The sequence below is a fragment of the Paenibacillus sp. S-12 genome, from assembly GCF_030363895.1.
GTDB lineage: Bacteria > Bacillota > Bacilli > Paenibacillales > Paenibacillaceae > Paenibacillus_B > Paenibacillus_B alvei.
In genome coordinates this window covers 145,578-162,420 of sequence record NZ_JASIUF010000022.1, presented here as the reverse complement: position 1 = coordinate 162,420, position 16,843 = coordinate 145,578, and the positions used below count along the sequence as shown (strand labels likewise).

The window sequence follows — 16,843 nt, the reverse complement described above, 5'->3', positions numbered from 1 at the left end:
AGAAAAGATGTGTTGGTGGAGGCAATGCACGATTGTAATGCTAAGGGCATGAGGCATAAAGGAAAGGGAAAGCTGCTGCCCGATTAGTGCGGCACTGCTTTCCCACTTACTGGCTGCTATGAATTTGCAGGTGAGAAGCCTTCCTCCAGCAAATATTCTTCAGCTTCCTCGCGTGTTTCGAAGGTCATTTCCAGACTTTCGCCCGCATAAATGTTCCACAATTCAAAGTCATATTCAAGCCACAATGTCTCGTTGTTGTCATTGATATAGCGTACTTTCTTGACTTCTGTTGTTTCTTCCTCGGCAATGTCTGCCTCAAGAGGAGCTGGCGACATGGAATCAATAGAAGCCTGAATCAGCTTGCGAAGCTCCTCTTCCGAGTATTCGCGGATGTTGACCATGCCTTTGGCATCCGTATCATAACCAGATACATAGCCGGCATAGACAAAGCCGTTGCCGTTCGGATGCAGGTGATAGACAACAGTTTTCTTTTCCACAACGCTGTCTTCATAGTGGAAATTCACTCGTCCCAATGACACGTTATTGCGCTGCAGCTCTGGGAACGATTCGATAACCGCTAGTTTCTGTTCAAACGTCAGCATGTTACCTCCTGAATTATACGATGGAATCGATATTGATGGTCCATTATACCATAGGGACGTTTCCGTGTATAATATGTGGATACCGCAGTCATTCGATTGAAGCGAGGATGGCGAAGCAATCGGGTCAATTGCGAGGAAGCATGAAGGATAAGGAAGTTAGGAGCAGTGACTTGATGGAACAGAATGGACAGCATCGGAAGCATATACATGCGGGCCTTGAAGTGGATATTGTGCTGAAGCAGGATCAGCGTTCAGGCAAGACGACAAGAGGTATCGTAAAGGATATCCTGACGAATTCGCCATTCCATCCGCATGGCATTAAAGTGCGCCTGCAGGATGGACAAGTTGGCCGGGTGAAATCGATCATTCATACATCATTACAGGGCGAAGGCTAGTCCTGACTATACAGAAATGGGGTGGCCTGTCTGACGGGCTTAAATCAACGAGGATTCGCGCAATTAGGAATCACGAAACAATTGGTACACACATTGAATCAAAATGGGATTGCAGTGCCGACACCAGTTCAAGCAGAAACGATTCCGGTCGTTCTATCCGGCGAGGATGTCGTATCGCAGGCACAGACGGGAACGGGCAAGACGCTCGCTTTCCTGCTGCCGATCATTCAGCGCATTGATGCAGGTTCCACACATGTGCAGGCACTTATCGTTGCACCGACACGCGAACTCGCTTTGCAAATTACGGCTGAAGCGAAGAAGCTGATCGGAGCATATGAGGGCGTGAACGTACTCGCGGTGTATGGAGGGCAGGATGTCGAGCGGCAGATGAGAAAGCTGCAGGGTGGTCGCCAGCTTGTGATCGGGACGCCGGGAAGGTTGCTCGATCATCTGAGACGCGGGACGATTTCGTTATCCAAGGTAAAGACATTGGTGCTGGATGAAGCGGATCAAATGCTTCATATGGGCTTCTTGGGCGAAGTTGAAGAAATTATTCGCCAAACGCCTACAAATCGCCAGACCTTGCTATTCTCCGCGACAATGCCAGCGAATGTACGTCGCTTGGCTGAACGCTTCATGCGCAGTCCTATCGACATACATGTGCAAAGTGAGCGCATCACAGTGAAGAATGTGAAGCAGATTGTCGTGCAAACGACGGATCGTGCTAAGCAGGCGACATTGTGCAAGCTCATTGATGAGCACCGCCCGTACCAAGCAATCATTTTCTGCCGTACGAAGCGCAGGGCAAGCAAGCTGAATGAGGAATTGCTTGAGCTGGGCTACGATTCGGACGAGCTGCATGGCGATTTGTCGCAGTCGAAGCGGGAGCAAGTAATGGAACGTTTCCGCAATGTGAAGATGCAGCTGCTGGTTGCGACGGATGTTGCGGCACGCGGATTGGACGTAGAAGGCATTACGCATGTGTTTAACTATGATGTTCCGCAGGATGCAGAGAGCTATATTCACCGTATTGGGCGTACAGGACGTGCCGGTGCACAGGGGATCGCCATTACGTTTGCATCGCCTAGAGACCGAATGGCTGTAGAACTGATTGAACGCGGCATTGGGCAGAAGCTGGAGCGCCGTGACCAGAATGGTGAACAGGCCGCTGGCGGCGGTGACGCTCGTTCGGGTCGCAGCAAGCAGGAAGATAGCGGTCGCAGTTCTAAACATAGCGGTCGTGGCGCTGGCCGTGGAGCTCGCAGCGACAAGCAGGATTCTCGCGGCCAAGGTGCAGGTCGAGGCGGTCGCAATGCTTCTCGAGGCAAGCAAGGAAATGATGTTGGTGGCCGCGGTTCACGCCGAGAAGCTGGAAATGGCGGTCAGAGCGGTCGCAACAGTTCGCGTGACGGACACGGAAAGGGACGTAATTCTCAGTCGAGCCAGAGTACTGGGAGACAGGAGCGGGGAGGCCAAGCGGGTGCGCGCTCCGGAAAAGGTGGTGGCCGCTCGTCCGGTCGCTCTGGCGGTCGTCGCTCTCGATAGAGCCGCGATAATGAACTGCTCGGTTCAGAACAGTTGCGATAAGAAAGGCTGCCTCCTAAGAGGGGCAGCCTTTTTTTGGCTGTGAAGAGATATGTTTCAACAGCAGGCCAATCTTGTTATATAGTAACAAAGACACAAATCATAATCATATTGGGCGTTAAGGATGCTGAATTTCCTTTTATTTGTAAGGAATTGAGCCAGCCTTCCTACAGAAATATGTTACTATGGTAATAATAATGAGACATGATGAGACAAGCGATAGGCGGAAAGGTTGAGAGCATCAATGCATCGCATACGAGACCCACTGACAAGCTTAATTAGTACACCGACCGTGCCCAAACAGAAACGGATAGCCTTGACTATCGGCTTGGTTGCGCTGGTTAGCACTCTTGTGGTCATACCGTATGCATCAACGCCACTATGGGGAATAACTTCCTTTTTCCCAATCTTTATAGCATGGAATATGTTCGGTGATTTCATGACTTCGCATTTGCTTTACATTCAATTTCGTGCAACTGGCTATAAGCCGATCTTGATCTTATCGGGAACGTTTTTTTTCACGGGTCTTATCATGATTCCGCATCTTTTGACTTTCCCAGGCGTATTCAGTGACAACGGGCTCCTGTACGATGCCACTCAGGCTTCGGTATGGTTCTGGGGTTGTTGGCATGCGGGGTTTCCAGTGGGGATTCTGCTGTATACATTAAGTATACGAAAGGGATACTGTTCGTCATCGGAACGCAAGGATAGGATCGCTTCCATTATGACGTTTATTTTTGTGGTGCTGGTTGTTGGAGGAATTACTTATATATTGACAAGAGAGCGTGAATGGATGCCCGCGCTTAGTATGGAAAGTGGCTATGATCGCCTCCTTTCAACAGGGGTAGGCCCCATAGTGTGGATAATTAATCTTGTGTCTTTTGTGTATCTGTATGTTGTAACACGTGGAAAGAGATTGCTGCACCTATGGTTGCTTGTATCCATGTTCACTTTCTTTTTGGATGTGACGATCACTTTGTTAGCAGAGGAGAGATACACGCTCGGCTGGTATACAGCATGCGTGAACTCGTTACTGTCAGCAACGGTCGTCCTGTTTGTCTTTTTCTATCAGATGAATCAGCTTAATGTGAAGCTCCATCATTCTCAGCGGGCGCTGCGCAAGTCTCAGGAACAAATTGCAGTCATTCTCGACAGCATTACCGATGCTTTTCTTGCCGTGGACAAGCAGTGGTACTATACGTATTTGAATAAGGAAGCAGAGAAGTATTTGGGGTTCTCATTTGAAGTCGTGAAAGGACGTTCCATTTGGGCTATCAATCCCTACTTGATGCAGACGAAGCTATACGAGCTGTGTCAGCAAGTGATGGAACAGGGGGAACCTGCGGAGTTTACGGAGCTCGACAAGCTTCATGGAAGCTGGCTGGAGTATCGCGTATTTCCATCTCGTAATGGGATATCGGTGTATTTCCGTGATGTAACAGAACGGATTGTAGCGGAAGAGCAGTTGAAAGAAGCGAACAAGAAGCTGCAAATGGCGAATCGGCTTTTAACGGACTTTTCCTATACAGATGGACTGACTGGAGTGTATAATCGCCGTTATTTCGATCAGATGATGATCCAGGAGTTGGAACGAGTGAAGCGAGCGAAGAGTCCGCTTGCACTGATCATGCTGGATGTTGATTATTTCAAAAGTTATAACGATACGTACGGTCATCTAGCTGGGGATGAATGCTTGCAGAAGGTAACCCGGGCGATTCAGGAAGCGGTTACGCCGCCGCTCGCGGTTGTAGCTCGATATGGCGGGGAGGAATTCGGTGTCATATTGCCAATGACTGAACTTCGCAAGGCAGAGTTTATTGGGGAGCAAATTCGAAGGCGTGTAGAGTTGCTCGCGATTCCTCATGCGGCCTCTTCGGTGAGCCGTGTTGTCACTTGTTCGCTTGGGGTTGCGATATGCAGTATTGACGATGTACATGATTCTGATCCGCATATGCTAGTGGCAAAAGCGGATACTGAGCTGTACCGTGCCAAGCAATTGGGACGGAATCGCCTTCTTTCCGCAACACCATAGTAATAGAAAAAATAATGAAGAGGACGCGAAAGCGTCCTCTTTTTGCTATCAAAAAGTCAAATCAGTACTTTATGTTTTGAGCTTCAAAAGGGGGATCAGTGTCTTCTTATAAGGTTTGAGACTCTAACTCTAATTTTACTTTTCTAAATAAGTTGGAGGTGTTACCTCATTGATGAACAATATACCGTCATACTGCTCGCGCGGAATGCTGCTTATTGGCGAAATGCCGGTTACGTACGAGGTCAGCGGCTGTAACATCCAAGTCGTGCCTGGAACTGCTGGCGCATGACTCATATCGATGAAGGAAAACGATTTGCCAAAGCTGCTCATGATTTCTTCTACAGAGTGCGGCATAGGCGGCAGCACGTCGAAGATCTCGCGCGTGACATGTGCATTCTTCCCTTTGCCCAAGAATAAGCCCATTACATATCCTTGGTCTTTGTACTTGGTTGTCTGCATAATCTCGCCCATATTGCGAAGCGGCAGTGTAATACCGAACTCTTTCGAATGTGCTTTGCTAATATGTCCGTTATGGGCCCATACGATGATTTTTTCATTTTTATATACATGGTCAGCAAGCCATACCAAATTTTCGGCCATCATCTGATCGCGATACTCCCATGATTGAATCATGGACATGTAATCAAGAGACTTGCCTTCCATATATGGGTTTGCTTTAATCGTCAACTCCATATATTCGCGAACAATTTGGATCCGATTATCAATTGCGCGTTCTACAAGCTGTACGATATGCGGATTGTCCGGGAATTGCTTGCGCAGCGCCTGTTCGCGCTTCGGTATCGCAGTCTTCACTTGCTCATACAGCTTCAGGTAGCGAGGCTTCACCTTCTGATAGCCTTCAAGATCTAAACTCTTTGCCCATTCGCTTAGTGCCAATTCGGTCTCCCGAAACTGCTTGGCGAGCTTCACATTACCCAGCCAGTCAGCAGAGAACATGATACCTTGTGCCTGCATATCGAAGCCAGCCAGCGTAAGCGGCTTCTTTGTGCGCTTCGTCTCTTGGATGTACTGGAACAGCGGCACTGTTTCTTGTGCACGCCAGATGCGGAAAATAGAGTCCTTCATCGTGGAAATTGGCGATTGCGAGCTGACGTTGCCATAAGCGCCAGCAGCATTGCCCAAATTCGTTTCGAAGGCAATGACGTTAAAGCCAAGCTCCTGATGCAAATATTGAATGAGGCGTGTTTTGGCAGAGTTATATTGTGCGGCCCCGTGTGAGCTTTCACCTAAATAAACGATCCGCTTGTCCTGCAATAACGGCCTCAATGCTTCAAGATCGGTAAACTTCTCAGGCACAATATATGCGTCCAATCCAGTCTGTTCAGGTTGAATCGATTGAATAGAGAAGGCATTGTCATTCAGCCACTTCTTCCAATCGTCACGTGTTTGTGAACTGGTGCGTGCTTGATCCAATTGCGCATCTTGCTTGTCAGCCGAAGCTTGCCCATATACAGGTACTACTCCGAAAGAAAGCAGTGTGCTGAGTGCAATAACGGAAGCGAGAGCCAAGGACATGCTCTGGCGTTTCCAGTTTAATTTTTGCGATTTCATGTAATTTGACCTCCAGATTTTATGTGTCGCAGCGGCGTTGTCTGCAATCGTCCGTTTAACGGCTGCTGTTTATTTACGAATCCAAGTTAATAATTTATAAGTTGCATTTAGTTAGTTGTTGTTGGCGGTTGCACCTTGTCAATGTAAAGGATGCCGTCGTACTGCTCGCGCGGAACGAATACCTCTGGCAATAACCCGAAGTAGAGGGCGGTACGCGGCTCGTCCATCCACGATGTCCCGGAACCTTTCATTGCATAGCGCAAATCAACGAAGGAATATGGCCGATTGGCCGCTTTCATAATGGACTCGATCGAGCTTGCCGGCAGAGGCTGAATTGCCAACGGCTCGCCCATATTGTCATGCGTAGTTCCGCTTCCTGCATAAAGGCCGATCGTATAGCTGTAAGGTCCAAATATCGAATCCTGCATGATTTCACCCATAAAACGGCCTGCCACAGGCATGAATGATTGCTCCATTTTAGATTCCGCCTTGCTGATATGGGCATTGTGGCCCCAGACGATGATTTTTTCCATTGGGTAAATTTCGGTTGCGAGCCAGAGCAGGTTATCGGCCATCGCTTTATCGCGCCATTCCATCATCTTCGTCATTACCGCATAGTCGCCTGCTTGCGCAGCCACATTCGCCTTAATGGACAACTCAATATACTCATCCACAACGCGAAGGCGATCATCCAATGTCCGGTTTACCATCGCGACGATGTGCGGGTTGTCAGGATACATTTTTTTCAATTGGTTCTCATTCGTTGCAATTTTTCCTTTAACGTCCTTATAGAGTTTCTGTAAGTCAGGTTTAATTGCCGAATACGCTGCGAGGTCATCGGTATTTCCCCATTGGAACAGCTTCTTCTCTGTTTCTGCTAAACGTTTCGCCAGGTCTTGATCTTTCAACACTTCACCGTTCAAGAAAGGGCCCAAAGACTGCATATCGAATCCAGTAAGCTGAATTGGATTGTCAGTCGACTGCGACTCCTGAATGTATTGGAACAATGGGGTCGTTTCCTTGGCCCACCATTGCGGGAACACTGATTTCTTCATCAGTTGATTAGCCGTGCTTGTCTTTGCACTGCCGAAGGCGGTTGCTGCATTGCCAAGCGGAGATTCGAAGGCGACGACATTGAAGCCGAGTTCTTGGTGAAGAAATTGAATAAGCCGTGCTTTGACAGAGTTGAATTCTCCGACGCCATGCGAGCTTTCTCCCAAATATACAATGCGCTTATCCGACAGCAGCGGCTTCAGCATGTCCAGGTCTTTGAAGCGGTCACTAGCAATGAGGCCGTTTTTGGTTTGCTCAGGCAGTATGGACTCTAGTGCGTATGCGTTATTTTTGATCCATTGATGCCATTCTTCTGTAAATTGATTGGAGGTTGAACCAGAAATTGTTTTGTTTTGCGCATCCATGGACGCCGCCGGTGCTGATTGTCCATACGCGACAGGCTGCCAACTGAGCATCGTTCCTAGAGCAATGACAGAGGCGAAAAGGACGTGAATGCTTTTCCGTTTCCAGTTAGTAGTAAATGTTCTCATTAATTTCTCTCCTCATAATTTAGATGAAATGCATATGTGAATTGATATTATTTTCCGGGAAATAGGACAAACTCGTAGTTCAACTGGGTTAAGTCATATGCTTGATTATATATACGGCAAGCAAGGCTTCGCTAAAGAACAGCAGTGCTTGCAATCCCATCTTTGCTGTTTGTTCATCCGTTTGAACTCCTCTCGTATCGGTGATGTTCCTATCCTATCTCAGGCGAATGAAGCTTGCCTTATATTTAGGTTGAAAAGCGTTCCCTTTCTGGCGAATGGAGCAAATAGGCGGTTGAATGGTGTCTATGAAAGCAAATTTTGTCGGATGATTTCTGAAAAAACAACATTCGAAGAATGCGGGACCTTCCATTATAGGCATACTAACCATTAGGAAATATTGATCTACCTAGCCTATATCGCTGAGGGAAGAGGCGGGGGATAGAAAGCAGTCCATGGTGTAGAAATGGTTGATAAAAATGGGGATACCGGCATGGCAGGGATAACAGTTATGCTGTTAATGTTCGTGTTTTGTGTAGAAAATTTAGGGAGTACGTAGGTGATCTAGGAGTAAATGTGACCCAAAAACGAATAAATGGAGAATTTCATTGACAAAAAATCGCCTTTCTAATAAGATGCCTAAGTGAAAGTTTTGTTGCTTATGAAAGGAGCAGCTTGATCCAATGGAAAAATGGTTTAAATTGAAGGAAAATGGAACGAACGCACGCACAGAGCTTACGGCGGGTATTACAACGTTCTTAACGATGGTTTATATCGTTGTCGTGAATCCAGCGATATTGTCGAGTGCTGGAGTTCCCTTCCAGCAAGTGTTTACTGCAACAGTGATCTCGGCTATTATCGGTACGTTATATATGGCTTTGTTCGCAAATCATCCGATTGCTGTAGCACCGGGAATGGGGATGAATGCATACTTCGCTTCTGTAGTAGCTTCACAAGGCGTCAGCTACCAGGTCGTATTTGGGGCAGTGTTCTTAGCTGGTATTATCTTCTTGCTGTTAACGTTTACGAAGCTGCGGGAAACACTCATCCAGTCGATTCCAAGTTCACTGAAGTTCGGCATTACCGCAGGGATTGGTCTCTTTATCGCGTTCATAGGCTTGAAATCGTCCGGTATTGTAGTGCCGAATGAAGCGACTATGGTTGCCTTCGGAGATTTGCATAAACCAGTAACCGTGCTGACCTTAGCGGGGTTGTTTATCACGCTAATCCTAATGGCTCGCAAAGTACAGGGAGCTTTGTTCATCGGTATGGCAGCTACAGCGATCATCGGCTATTTTATGGGTTTGATGAAGTTTGACGGGTTTGTTGCTCTTCCTACTGCACCAGTGCTGTTCGATCTGGATATTATAGGGGTATTCACTCACGGTCTTTATACGGTTGTATTTGCCTTCTTGCTCGTTACGATCTTCGATACAACGGGTACGATGATAGGGGTAGCGGAGCAGGCAGGTCTGATGAAGAATAATCAATTTCCCCGTGCAAAGCAGGCTTTGATGGCAGATGCACTTGCGACTACAGCCGGTTCCTTGATGGGGACAACACCGTCCAGTGCGTACATTGAATCCTCGGCTGGTGTTGCAGCGGGCGGTCGTACAGGCTTGACTTCCGCTGTTGTAGCAGGATTGTTCTTCTTGTCATTATTCTTCTCGCCGATTATTGCAGGGATTTCATCCTTGCCGGCGATTACCGCACCGGTGCTTATTATTGTTGGCTGCTTCATGATGGACGGATTAGCGCGTATTGAATGGAAGCATTTCGATGAGGCGTTCCCGGCATTTGCCATTCTGATCAGCATGCCGCTGACATCCAGCATTGCTACAGGTATTGCGATTGGCTTTATTACGTATCCGCTTATGAAGCTGTTCAGCGGCAAGGGCAAGGAAGTTCATCCGATCTTATACGTTTTTGGCGTTATCTTCGCCATCCAAATGGTTTTCTTCCCAGCACATTAAAGCAGTTTACAGAATATCTAAAAACATCCCAAATTATCTAAACGGACAATCTCCATAATCAAATTCTGGAGATTGTTTTTTTGTTTACTTAGACAATGTTTGCACATTTTTTGATACTGCATTATGTAAGTCATCATAATTTTTCAGAATAATGTTTGAACGTATAACGATTAGAGCGAGATAAAAGACTTTCAAGAAATTAGATAAGCTGGCAACGGAATTAGCACCGGTGCCAGCTTATAGCAAAAGCTTGACCACTCTCGACATGTATTTGATTTATGTACGGCATGCTGCAGCTCAAATTACAATGTCTACGTATTACGATTAGCATTGACATTGATAAAAAGGAGTACCGGTGTTGGTGGTTCCATCTGGGCGTATGCATATCGTTACTGTTTTAGAATGATACCTATTAGGACCATAACTTGCATCGCACGGCCATTCATAATCGCAAAACTTGACCTCTTCGCAAGATGCAGAACCCATAAGATTGAATTCCATGTTTTCACCTCCTTCAGTGAGCTTGATTGTACTACGTTAACTTCTTTAGAAAAGATTGGGAGAAATTATGAAAAAGAAAATCAAGTTAGCCATCCTTTCTAAATTCCAGTATATAGGAAATAAAATGGTAGTCAATATATAATTTTAAAATTTTTGGGTATTGTAGAGTGGTGAATTGAAGTCTTAGAACCAAATACAGGTGTTGATGTTACAAATTATCCCGGTTATTGACAAATTATAGGTGCCGGTTTAAAATCAACTTAGTGGAAAAAAATACCTATATTTTAAAGGGGGGGTAAAATGAGTGAATTGTTTATCGTAAAGGTTTTATTGGGAACAATTTTCTTGTTCTCAGGTGCTATTAAACTGATGAATATAAAAAGTTTTGAAAAGACCTTGAAGAGTCTTGACTTAGGTAAAAGAATCACAAAGTTTGTTGCATTTTTTATCCCGCTTTTCGAATTGGCTACATTTATGGTTTTGTTCATACCAGGTTATACAATAATGGGATCAATATTTATATATGTTCTTTTAATTTGTTTTAGCTATGCGATTTGGAAAGCTAAGTATAAAAAGATCAAGTGTAATTGCTTCGGATCACTGACTGATGAGGAATTGGGCTTTAATACAATAATTAAACTGAGTGTATTATTTATTATGAACTGCATTCTTATGGCAGGAAATATTCTAGGCAAATCGATACCAGCAATTGTTTCTGTTCAAGAGTATGTCTTCGCGTTTATCTTTTCTTTTTTAGTCATTGTTTTGTATAGCTTATGTTCTTTAATAATTTTATATAAAAAAAGCGCTGTATAAGTAGGTGAGGATCATGTCTAATGTATTTTTGTTCTCATACATTTGTTTATTTTTGATTGTCGTTATAAATAGTTATATGACGATTACGATCTACAGAAAAGCTCTTATTCGAAAAAGCAAAGACTATCTTCATGAAAATGAGAGAGGAATTCCAAACAACACCGTATTTCCCATTTTGAACTTTAGAACTCTTGACGAGAAAGCATTTAATATTGTTGATTTGGATAAAAAAGGTACGATTGTGTTATTTACTTCAATAACTTGTGATGCATGTAAAAGTTTATATCCCACATTAAACACATTCGTAAAAAAACATAAGCACATCAATTTCCTTTTACTTATCGCTTCCGATTCCATTACTAACGTAAAGCAAATGCTTAGTGAATATGATTTGAATGATGTACCTACCTCTCATTTATCTGCAAAGGATGCAAGTATTCTGGAAAGTTCCATTTACCCATTCGGATATTATTTAAAACCTGATGGTACGGTCAATTATAAAGGTGTTGTGAATAAAGGGGATCTTGAACTGCTTTTACGGTTGGGATTTTTAGAGGCTTCATAGTTTGGGATTGATCTAATAAAGCTGACGTAAAATAAATGAGGGTTAAAATGAGAATAAAAGGGAAATTATCAGAAGTATTGCATAACATAACGTTTATTTTCGCAATTTTGCTCAAAACAACACCATTTTATCTGGGATGTATAACAATCATCCAACTGATATTGGCTGTGCTACCCATCTCCCAAGTTTATATTACGAAAAGGATCATTGATGAAGTAACCATTATATTCAATGGAGATCAAGGGAATCAATTGATATATTCGTTACTTCTATTACAATTCATATTATTACTATCATTACAAACACTTTCTTCACTATACAGTTTATTGAGTATAAAATTACAAAACAAAGTAAATTATTATTTTCAAAAGAGATTGAATGAGAAAATCGTAAAACTACCATTAGAACTGTTTGATCGTTCGGAAATATACAATAAATTAGGAATGACTTTTACAACCATTGAAAGTAGAGCATTAAATTTATTCTTTACAATGGTTGATATTGTAAGGAATGTAATAACGTTAGGTGGTTTTTTATCCTTCTTTTTTGCTATACATTGGTCTTTGGCCATTGCTTTATTAGTACTAATTGTCCCCTCTCTATACTTCAATTTCATATACAGTAAACTAAAATTTTTTAGAATTAGATCACTCACTCCTGTAGAAAGAAAAATGGGTTATTTAAGTACGCTGCTTCGAGGCAGGTTAGTTTTAAAAGAACTAAAAATGTTCGGACATGCTCCCAATATACTCGGAAAATGGAGTGAGCTATATTGGAAGGTAAAGAAAGACAAAGAAAAATTGGAGCTCAAAAATATTAGTTACAATATTTCCTCCCAAATTTTAACAAATACGCTAACTTATATTATTTTAGGTATACTCCTATTTTTAGGGAGTGTGGGAAAAATAAAAATATCTCACTATGTTGCATTATCAGATGCCTTACTAAAAATTCAAGGCAGTTTATCTTCACTTGCATACTCTTTTTCTACAGTTTACGAAAGCTCTCTATTCCTAAATGAGGCAAGGGAAATCCTAAATACTCCGGATGAAAAGCGAGGGGAGAACGATTTTCCAGAAATGTTACGGGAAGGAATCAAGGTCTCAAACCTTTCTTTTCGATATTCTTCTTCAGATAGGTATATACTTAAAAACATAAACTTAGAAATAAAGCAAGGGGAAAAGGTTGCTATTGTTGGCGATAATGGGGCTGGAAAGAGTTCGTTGGTTAAATGTTTAGTCGGGTTGTATGATGTGAAAGAAGGCGATATATACTATGATGGAGTTAACCAAAAAGATATAGACATCGGCCAACTGAGAAATAATATCTCTGTTTTGTTTCAAGACTTTATAAAATATGAACTATCGGTGAAAGAAAACATAGGATTCGGTAATGTAAAGTTCCTAAGTGATGACGATAAAATTACTGCAGCAGCAAAGAAATCAGGATTAGATGGAATTATTAACCAATTCGATAAAAAATATGAAACTGTATTGGGGACATCATTTGAAAATGGAGTTGATCTGTCGGGTGGACAATGGCAAAAAGTGGCGTTGAGCCGTTCTCTAATGAGAGATGCTCCAATTGTCGTATTTGATGAGCCAACCTCCGCTCTTGATCCATTATCCGAGCTTGAGATATTTAAGGGATTTTTAAATATTTCTGAAAATAAAACCTCGATTATGATAACGCATAGACTTGGAATATGTAAAATGGCGGATAGAATTTATGTGATGAAAAACGGTGAAATAATAGAACAAGGTAACCATGAATCTCTAATGCAGCTTAATGGACATTACAAGACAATGTTCGACATTCAAGCTAAATGGTATAAGCAAGAGATGCTGGCATAATGTAAATAGCTCGGGGCTAGAAATTTCCGCGAGTATGAAATAATTGATTTGAACAAACCTCAGAATTCTAATTCTGGGGTTTGTTGTTTTTAGTTACTAAAAATAAATACTTCTTAAGCTTTTGGGTATTATATGTAGCATATATGGAAGAAGGCTGAATGATGGAAAGATTCTAAAAAGAAATAGTTTAGACACCAAATATAACCTAATATGAACCAACAGATGAAAAAACTTCTCCATGAATCCAAATCTTTATAATTGTATACTAGTAAAGTAGTAAAGTGTCTGGTGACATTTGATGAATATATTTACAGAAATAGTGAGAGGAGCTTTTATAGCATGAACCACAACGACGATAACAAAAAGCTTCGATGGTATAATATTGCCTTGATAGCATTCGTCTCCGTGTGGGGGTTTGGCAACGTTGTTAATAACTATGCGAACCAAGGATTGACAGTTGTAACTTCTTGGGTACTTATTATCGCGCTTTATTTCGTGCCTTACGCACTCATGGTTGGACAAATGGGTTCAACATTTAAAAATGACCAAGGCGGCGTAAGCTCTTGGGTCAAAGAAACAATGGGTCCTACAGTCGCTTATTTGGCTGCGTGGACGTACTGGGTTGTTCACGTCCCGTACTTGGCACAGAAGCCGCAAGCGATCCTTATCTCTCTAGGCTGGACAGTAACAGGAAGCGGGAACTTTATTAAGCAATTTTCTACATTGACACTGCAACTTATCTGCTTGGCAGTATTTTTGGTGTTCCTGTGGGTTGCATCCCGCGGCATCTCTTCTCTAAAGAAAATTGGTACGATTGCAGGTATGTCGATATTTATTATGTCCCTCCTGTACATTGTGCTTGCGGTAACAGCACCTGCGCTGACAGGGGCAACGATTGCGACGGCGGATATGTCGGTGAGCTCGTTCATCCCAGACTTCAACTTTGCCTACTTTACGACATTGTCTATGCTCGTATTTGCTGTAGGTGGAGCGGAAAAAATATCGCCTTACGTGAATAACACAAACAATCCATCGAAAGAATTTCCACGTGGGATGCTTATCCTAGCAAGCATGGTTGCTGTGTGTGCCTTACTAGGATCTTTCGCCATGGGTATGATGTTCGACTCGAACAATATTCCTGCAGATTTGAAAATGAACGGTCAATACTATGCGTTTAAGATGCTAGGCGAATATTATGGAATCGGCAATACATTCTTGGTGCTGTACGCGATTGCGAACACACTTGCACAAATTTCAGCATTGGCCTTCTCCATCGATGCGCCGCTAAAAGTATTGCTGCTTGATGCTGATAAGAAGTTCGTGCCTCAGAAGCTGATGAAGACAAACGAACACAATACGCCAGTAAATGGTTACATTATGACGGCTGTGCTTGTTGGGATTTTGATTGTCATTCCGGCTCTTGGTATCGGCAATATGAACTCACTGTTCAACTGGCTGCTTGATTTGAATTCCATCGTGATGCCGCTTCGATACCTATGGGTATTTGCAGCCTTCATGGCTCTTATGAAGCTATCAGACAAGTTCCAATCAGACTATCAATTTGTAAAAAATCGTAAGGTTGGTTTTATGATTGGTCTGTGGTGTTTCATCTTTACAGCATTCGCCTGTATCATGGGGATGTTCCCTAAGGTTGAAGCCTTTACGACGGAATGGTACTTCCAGCTGATGTTGAACGTGCTGACACCATTTATCTTGCTCGGTCTTGGCTTAATCCTGCCATTGATCGCCAGACTCAATAAAAAAAATCGATAAAGATATACAGGTATACAACAAGGAGCTCCAAGCAAAGCTTGGGCTCCTTTTTTTGTGCTTAAAGGAGGCAATGCATATGATTACATCTTTCTCAACAAGTAGGTCTCAATAAGAGCAGCAATTCCAGCGACAGCTAATAGAACGATAAATGGATACAAGACGGGGACATAGAATTGAAGGGCGGTCAGCAGGGTGGCACACCAAATGCCTGTACACCAATGGCAGCTTATTAGCGAGCCCAGCCAAAAACGGAGCCCTGTCCCCTTTGGCTCCGTAATCCGAGACACATTGCCATTCTCATCTGTCTCAAATGTGACAGACAAAAAAGGCTTGCGCAGCCATTCCATAATGTCGTCATAGACGAGTAGATGCGTAAGGCGAAAGGAAGCCAGCGACAAGATGAACAGCTCAATCCAACTAATCATTTCTCAGTTCTCCTTTCCGCTCAGCGGATGTCGACATGTCCAATCCATCTAGCGAAAGACTGCATATGCTAGAAATGGATATAGGAAAGGGAGGTGACAGACGATGTGCTTCTGTAACCAGATGAATAAGGTCAGCAGCCCAGTCAAGGTCATCCAGAGCGATGCGAAGCCGCAGCCTTCGCACGGTATTCAGATGACTGCACGAAAAGTTGAGGCGGTATCGGCAATAAAGCCGATCAGATAATTCGTGTAGCTGGTAGGATATACTCCAACATATGCGTTGGACCACTGTAAGGTGATTCAGATTTAGTTCATTGAATGGCTCCTGCTCCTAACTTGAGGCCTGTCCCGTCGTGAGACGAGCAGGCCTATTTTGTTGTCAAAAAAACCACATCGAAAATAGTTCCATTGAATGGTTAATTGTTGCTTTTCAATAGAGAGGCTGCTCTACGGTTGCTTGTTGGCTAATTGATGAGATATAATGATGACATTAACTAAGAAAACTGTTTTTGTTTTTGTAGTTTTCAATCGGCGTGAATGGGGGGGTTTCATGCGCGAACGGATTATGAAGGCATTTATCGAGGAGCTTCAGGATAAAGGAATTAAGTTCACGATGGACGATTTGGCGCGACGGCTTGGGATGAGCAAGCGTACCTTGTATGAACATTTTTCCTCCAAAGCGGAGTTGCTAGATACGATTATCGAGCAGACCCTGCACGAAAGTGATGCGAAGACAGCAGAGATTATGAAGGACAATACCTTGTCGCTTCTCGATAAAATGAAGGCAGTCATGACCGTGCTGCCAAATCATTTCGAGCTGTATGATAATCGGATTCTTGAGCAGATGAAGCGAGCATACCCAGAGCAGTGGCTGAAAATCGACAACGCCCTGCGGGATGAATGGGAGATACTGCGCAATTTATTGGAACAAGGGATGGATGAAGGCATCATCCTGAGGCATAATGCTGCCTTCATCGTGAAGGTGATTACAGATGCATTCAATTCGACCTTGGATCAGCGATTTTTTGCGAAGCAGAACATTTCGCTGCCAGATGCTTTGCAATCCATAGCAGATATGGTGTTATACGGGCTTGTGACAAGAGATGCCTCTCAGGAGCAGGCTTAATTGTGGATGATTCAACACAACTAGGAGTTCAACTTGTGATGAAGTCTAGATAAACGCGCAACAGGCTTGCGGTTTGTCATATATG

General features: G+C 43.4%; 14 protein-coding genes. 10 read left to right on the top strand and 4 right to left on the bottom strand.

The annotated features are described in order from the left end of the window. Nucleotides 1–116: 116 nt before the first annotated feature. Nucleotides 117–602 carry a hypothetical protein gene (locus NO352_RS20710; RefSeq protein ID WP_268599046.1) on the bottom strand — a complete coding sequence of 162 codons (486 nt, stop codon included), beginning with the start codon at nt 600–602 and terminating at the stop codon, nt 117–119. A gap of 173 nt (nt 603–775) precedes the next feature. Between NO352_RS20710 and NO352_RS20705 the strand changes: the two genes are divergently transcribed. The 3 genes from NO352_RS20705 to NO352_RS20695 all read left to right on the top strand — a co-directional run bounded on the left by NO352_RS20705 (nt 776) and on the right by NO352_RS20695 (nt 4,613). After that, nucleotides 776–997, top strand: a complete 222-nt coding sequence (locus NO352_RS20705; RefSeq protein WP_005545053.1) for a YwbE family protein — start codon at nt 776–778, stop codon at nt 995–997. 81 nt (nt 998–1,078) lie between these two features. Further along, nucleotides 1,079–2,542, top strand: a complete 1,464-nt coding sequence (locus NO352_RS20700; protein ID WP_289356674.1) for a DEAD/DEAH box helicase — start codon at nt 1,079–1,081, stop codon at nt 2,540–2,542. 283 nt (nt 2,543–2,825) lie between these two features. Next, the gene (locus NO352_RS20695; RefSeq protein ID WP_289356673.1) at nt 2,826–4,613 is read left to right on the top strand and encodes an MASE4 domain-containing protein; all 1,788 of its coding nucleotides are present in this window, start codon (nt 2,826–2,828) and stop codon (nt 4,611–4,613) included. A 135-nt stretch (nt 4,614–4,748) separates the two neighbouring features. Here NO352_RS20695 and NO352_RS20690 read toward each other — a convergent pair whose 3' ends face one another. Both NO352_RS20690 and NO352_RS20685 read right to left on the bottom strand, forming a co-directional pair. Next, complete coding sequence (locus NO352_RS20690; protein ID WP_268599049.1) at nt 4,749–6,185, bottom strand: erythromycin esterase family protein; 1,437 nt, start codon at nt 6,183–6,185, stop codon at nt 4,749–4,751. A gap of 107 nt (nt 6,186–6,292) precedes the next feature. Further along, nucleotides 6,293–7,729 (bottom strand): erythromycin esterase family protein, encoded by a 1,437-nt coding sequence (locus NO352_RS20685; RefSeq protein ID WP_289356672.1) that lies wholly within the window; start codon nt 7,727–7,729, stop codon nt 6,293–6,295. A gap of 680 nt (nt 7,730–8,409) precedes the next feature. Here NO352_RS20685 and NO352_RS20680 point away from each other — a divergent pair. The 5 genes from NO352_RS20680 (at nt 8,410) to NO352_RS20660 (ending at nt 15,207) form a co-directional block, all read left to right on the top strand. Continuing rightward, on the top strand, nt 8,410–9,699 hold the full coding sequence (locus NO352_RS20680) for an NCS2 family permease (protein ID WP_005545045.1): 1,290 nt from the start codon (nt 8,410–8,412) through the stop codon (nt 9,697–9,699). Between the two features lie 801 nt (nt 9,700–10,500). Further along, entirely contained in the window at nt 10,501–11,016 is a 516-nt protein-coding gene (locus NO352_RS20675) for a MauE/DoxX family redox-associated membrane protein (protein WP_289356671.1), read from the top strand. 13 nt (nt 11,017–11,029) lie between these two features. Then, complete coding sequence (locus NO352_RS20670; RefSeq protein WP_289356670.1) at nt 11,030–11,581, top strand: TlpA family protein disulfide reductase; 552 nt, start codon at nt 11,030–11,032, stop codon at nt 11,579–11,581. Between the two features lie 47 nt (nt 11,582–11,628). After that, nucleotides 11,629–13,434 (top strand): ABC transporter ATP-binding protein, encoded by a 1,806-nt coding sequence (locus NO352_RS20665; protein ID WP_289356669.1) that lies wholly within the window; start codon nt 11,629–11,631, stop codon nt 13,432–13,434. 339 nt (nt 13,435–13,773) lie between these two features. After that, the gene (locus tag NO352_RS20660) at nt 13,774–15,207 is read left to right on the top strand and encodes an amino acid permease (RefSeq protein ID WP_289356668.1); all 1,434 of its coding nucleotides are present in this window, start codon (nt 13,774–13,776) and stop codon (nt 15,205–15,207) included. Nucleotides 15,208–15,287: 80 nt separating this feature from the next. Here the strand turns inward: NO352_RS20660 and NO352_RS20655 are convergent, their stop codons facing one another. Further along, nucleotides 15,288–15,632 (bottom strand): DUF1360 domain-containing protein, encoded by a 345-nt coding sequence (locus tag NO352_RS20655; RefSeq protein WP_005545042.1) that lies wholly within the window; start codon nt 15,630–15,632, stop codon nt 15,288–15,290. 103 nt (nt 15,633–15,735) lie between these two features. Here NO352_RS20655 and NO352_RS20650 point away from each other — a divergent pair, with 103 nt between their 5' ends. Both NO352_RS20650 and NO352_RS20645 read left to right on the top strand, forming a co-directional pair. Next, a complete protein-coding gene (locus tag NO352_RS20650) occupies nt 15,736–15,876 on the top strand; it encodes a hypothetical protein (RefSeq protein WP_005545040.1) in 141 nt (46 codons plus the stop codon). A gap of 306 nt (nt 15,877–16,182) precedes the next feature. Beyond that, nucleotides 16,183–16,758 (top strand): TetR/AcrR family transcriptional regulator, encoded by a 576-nt coding sequence (locus NO352_RS20645; RefSeq protein ID WP_040735708.1) that lies wholly within the window; start codon nt 16,183–16,185, stop codon nt 16,756–16,758. Nucleotides 16,759–16,843: the final 85 nt, after the last annotated feature.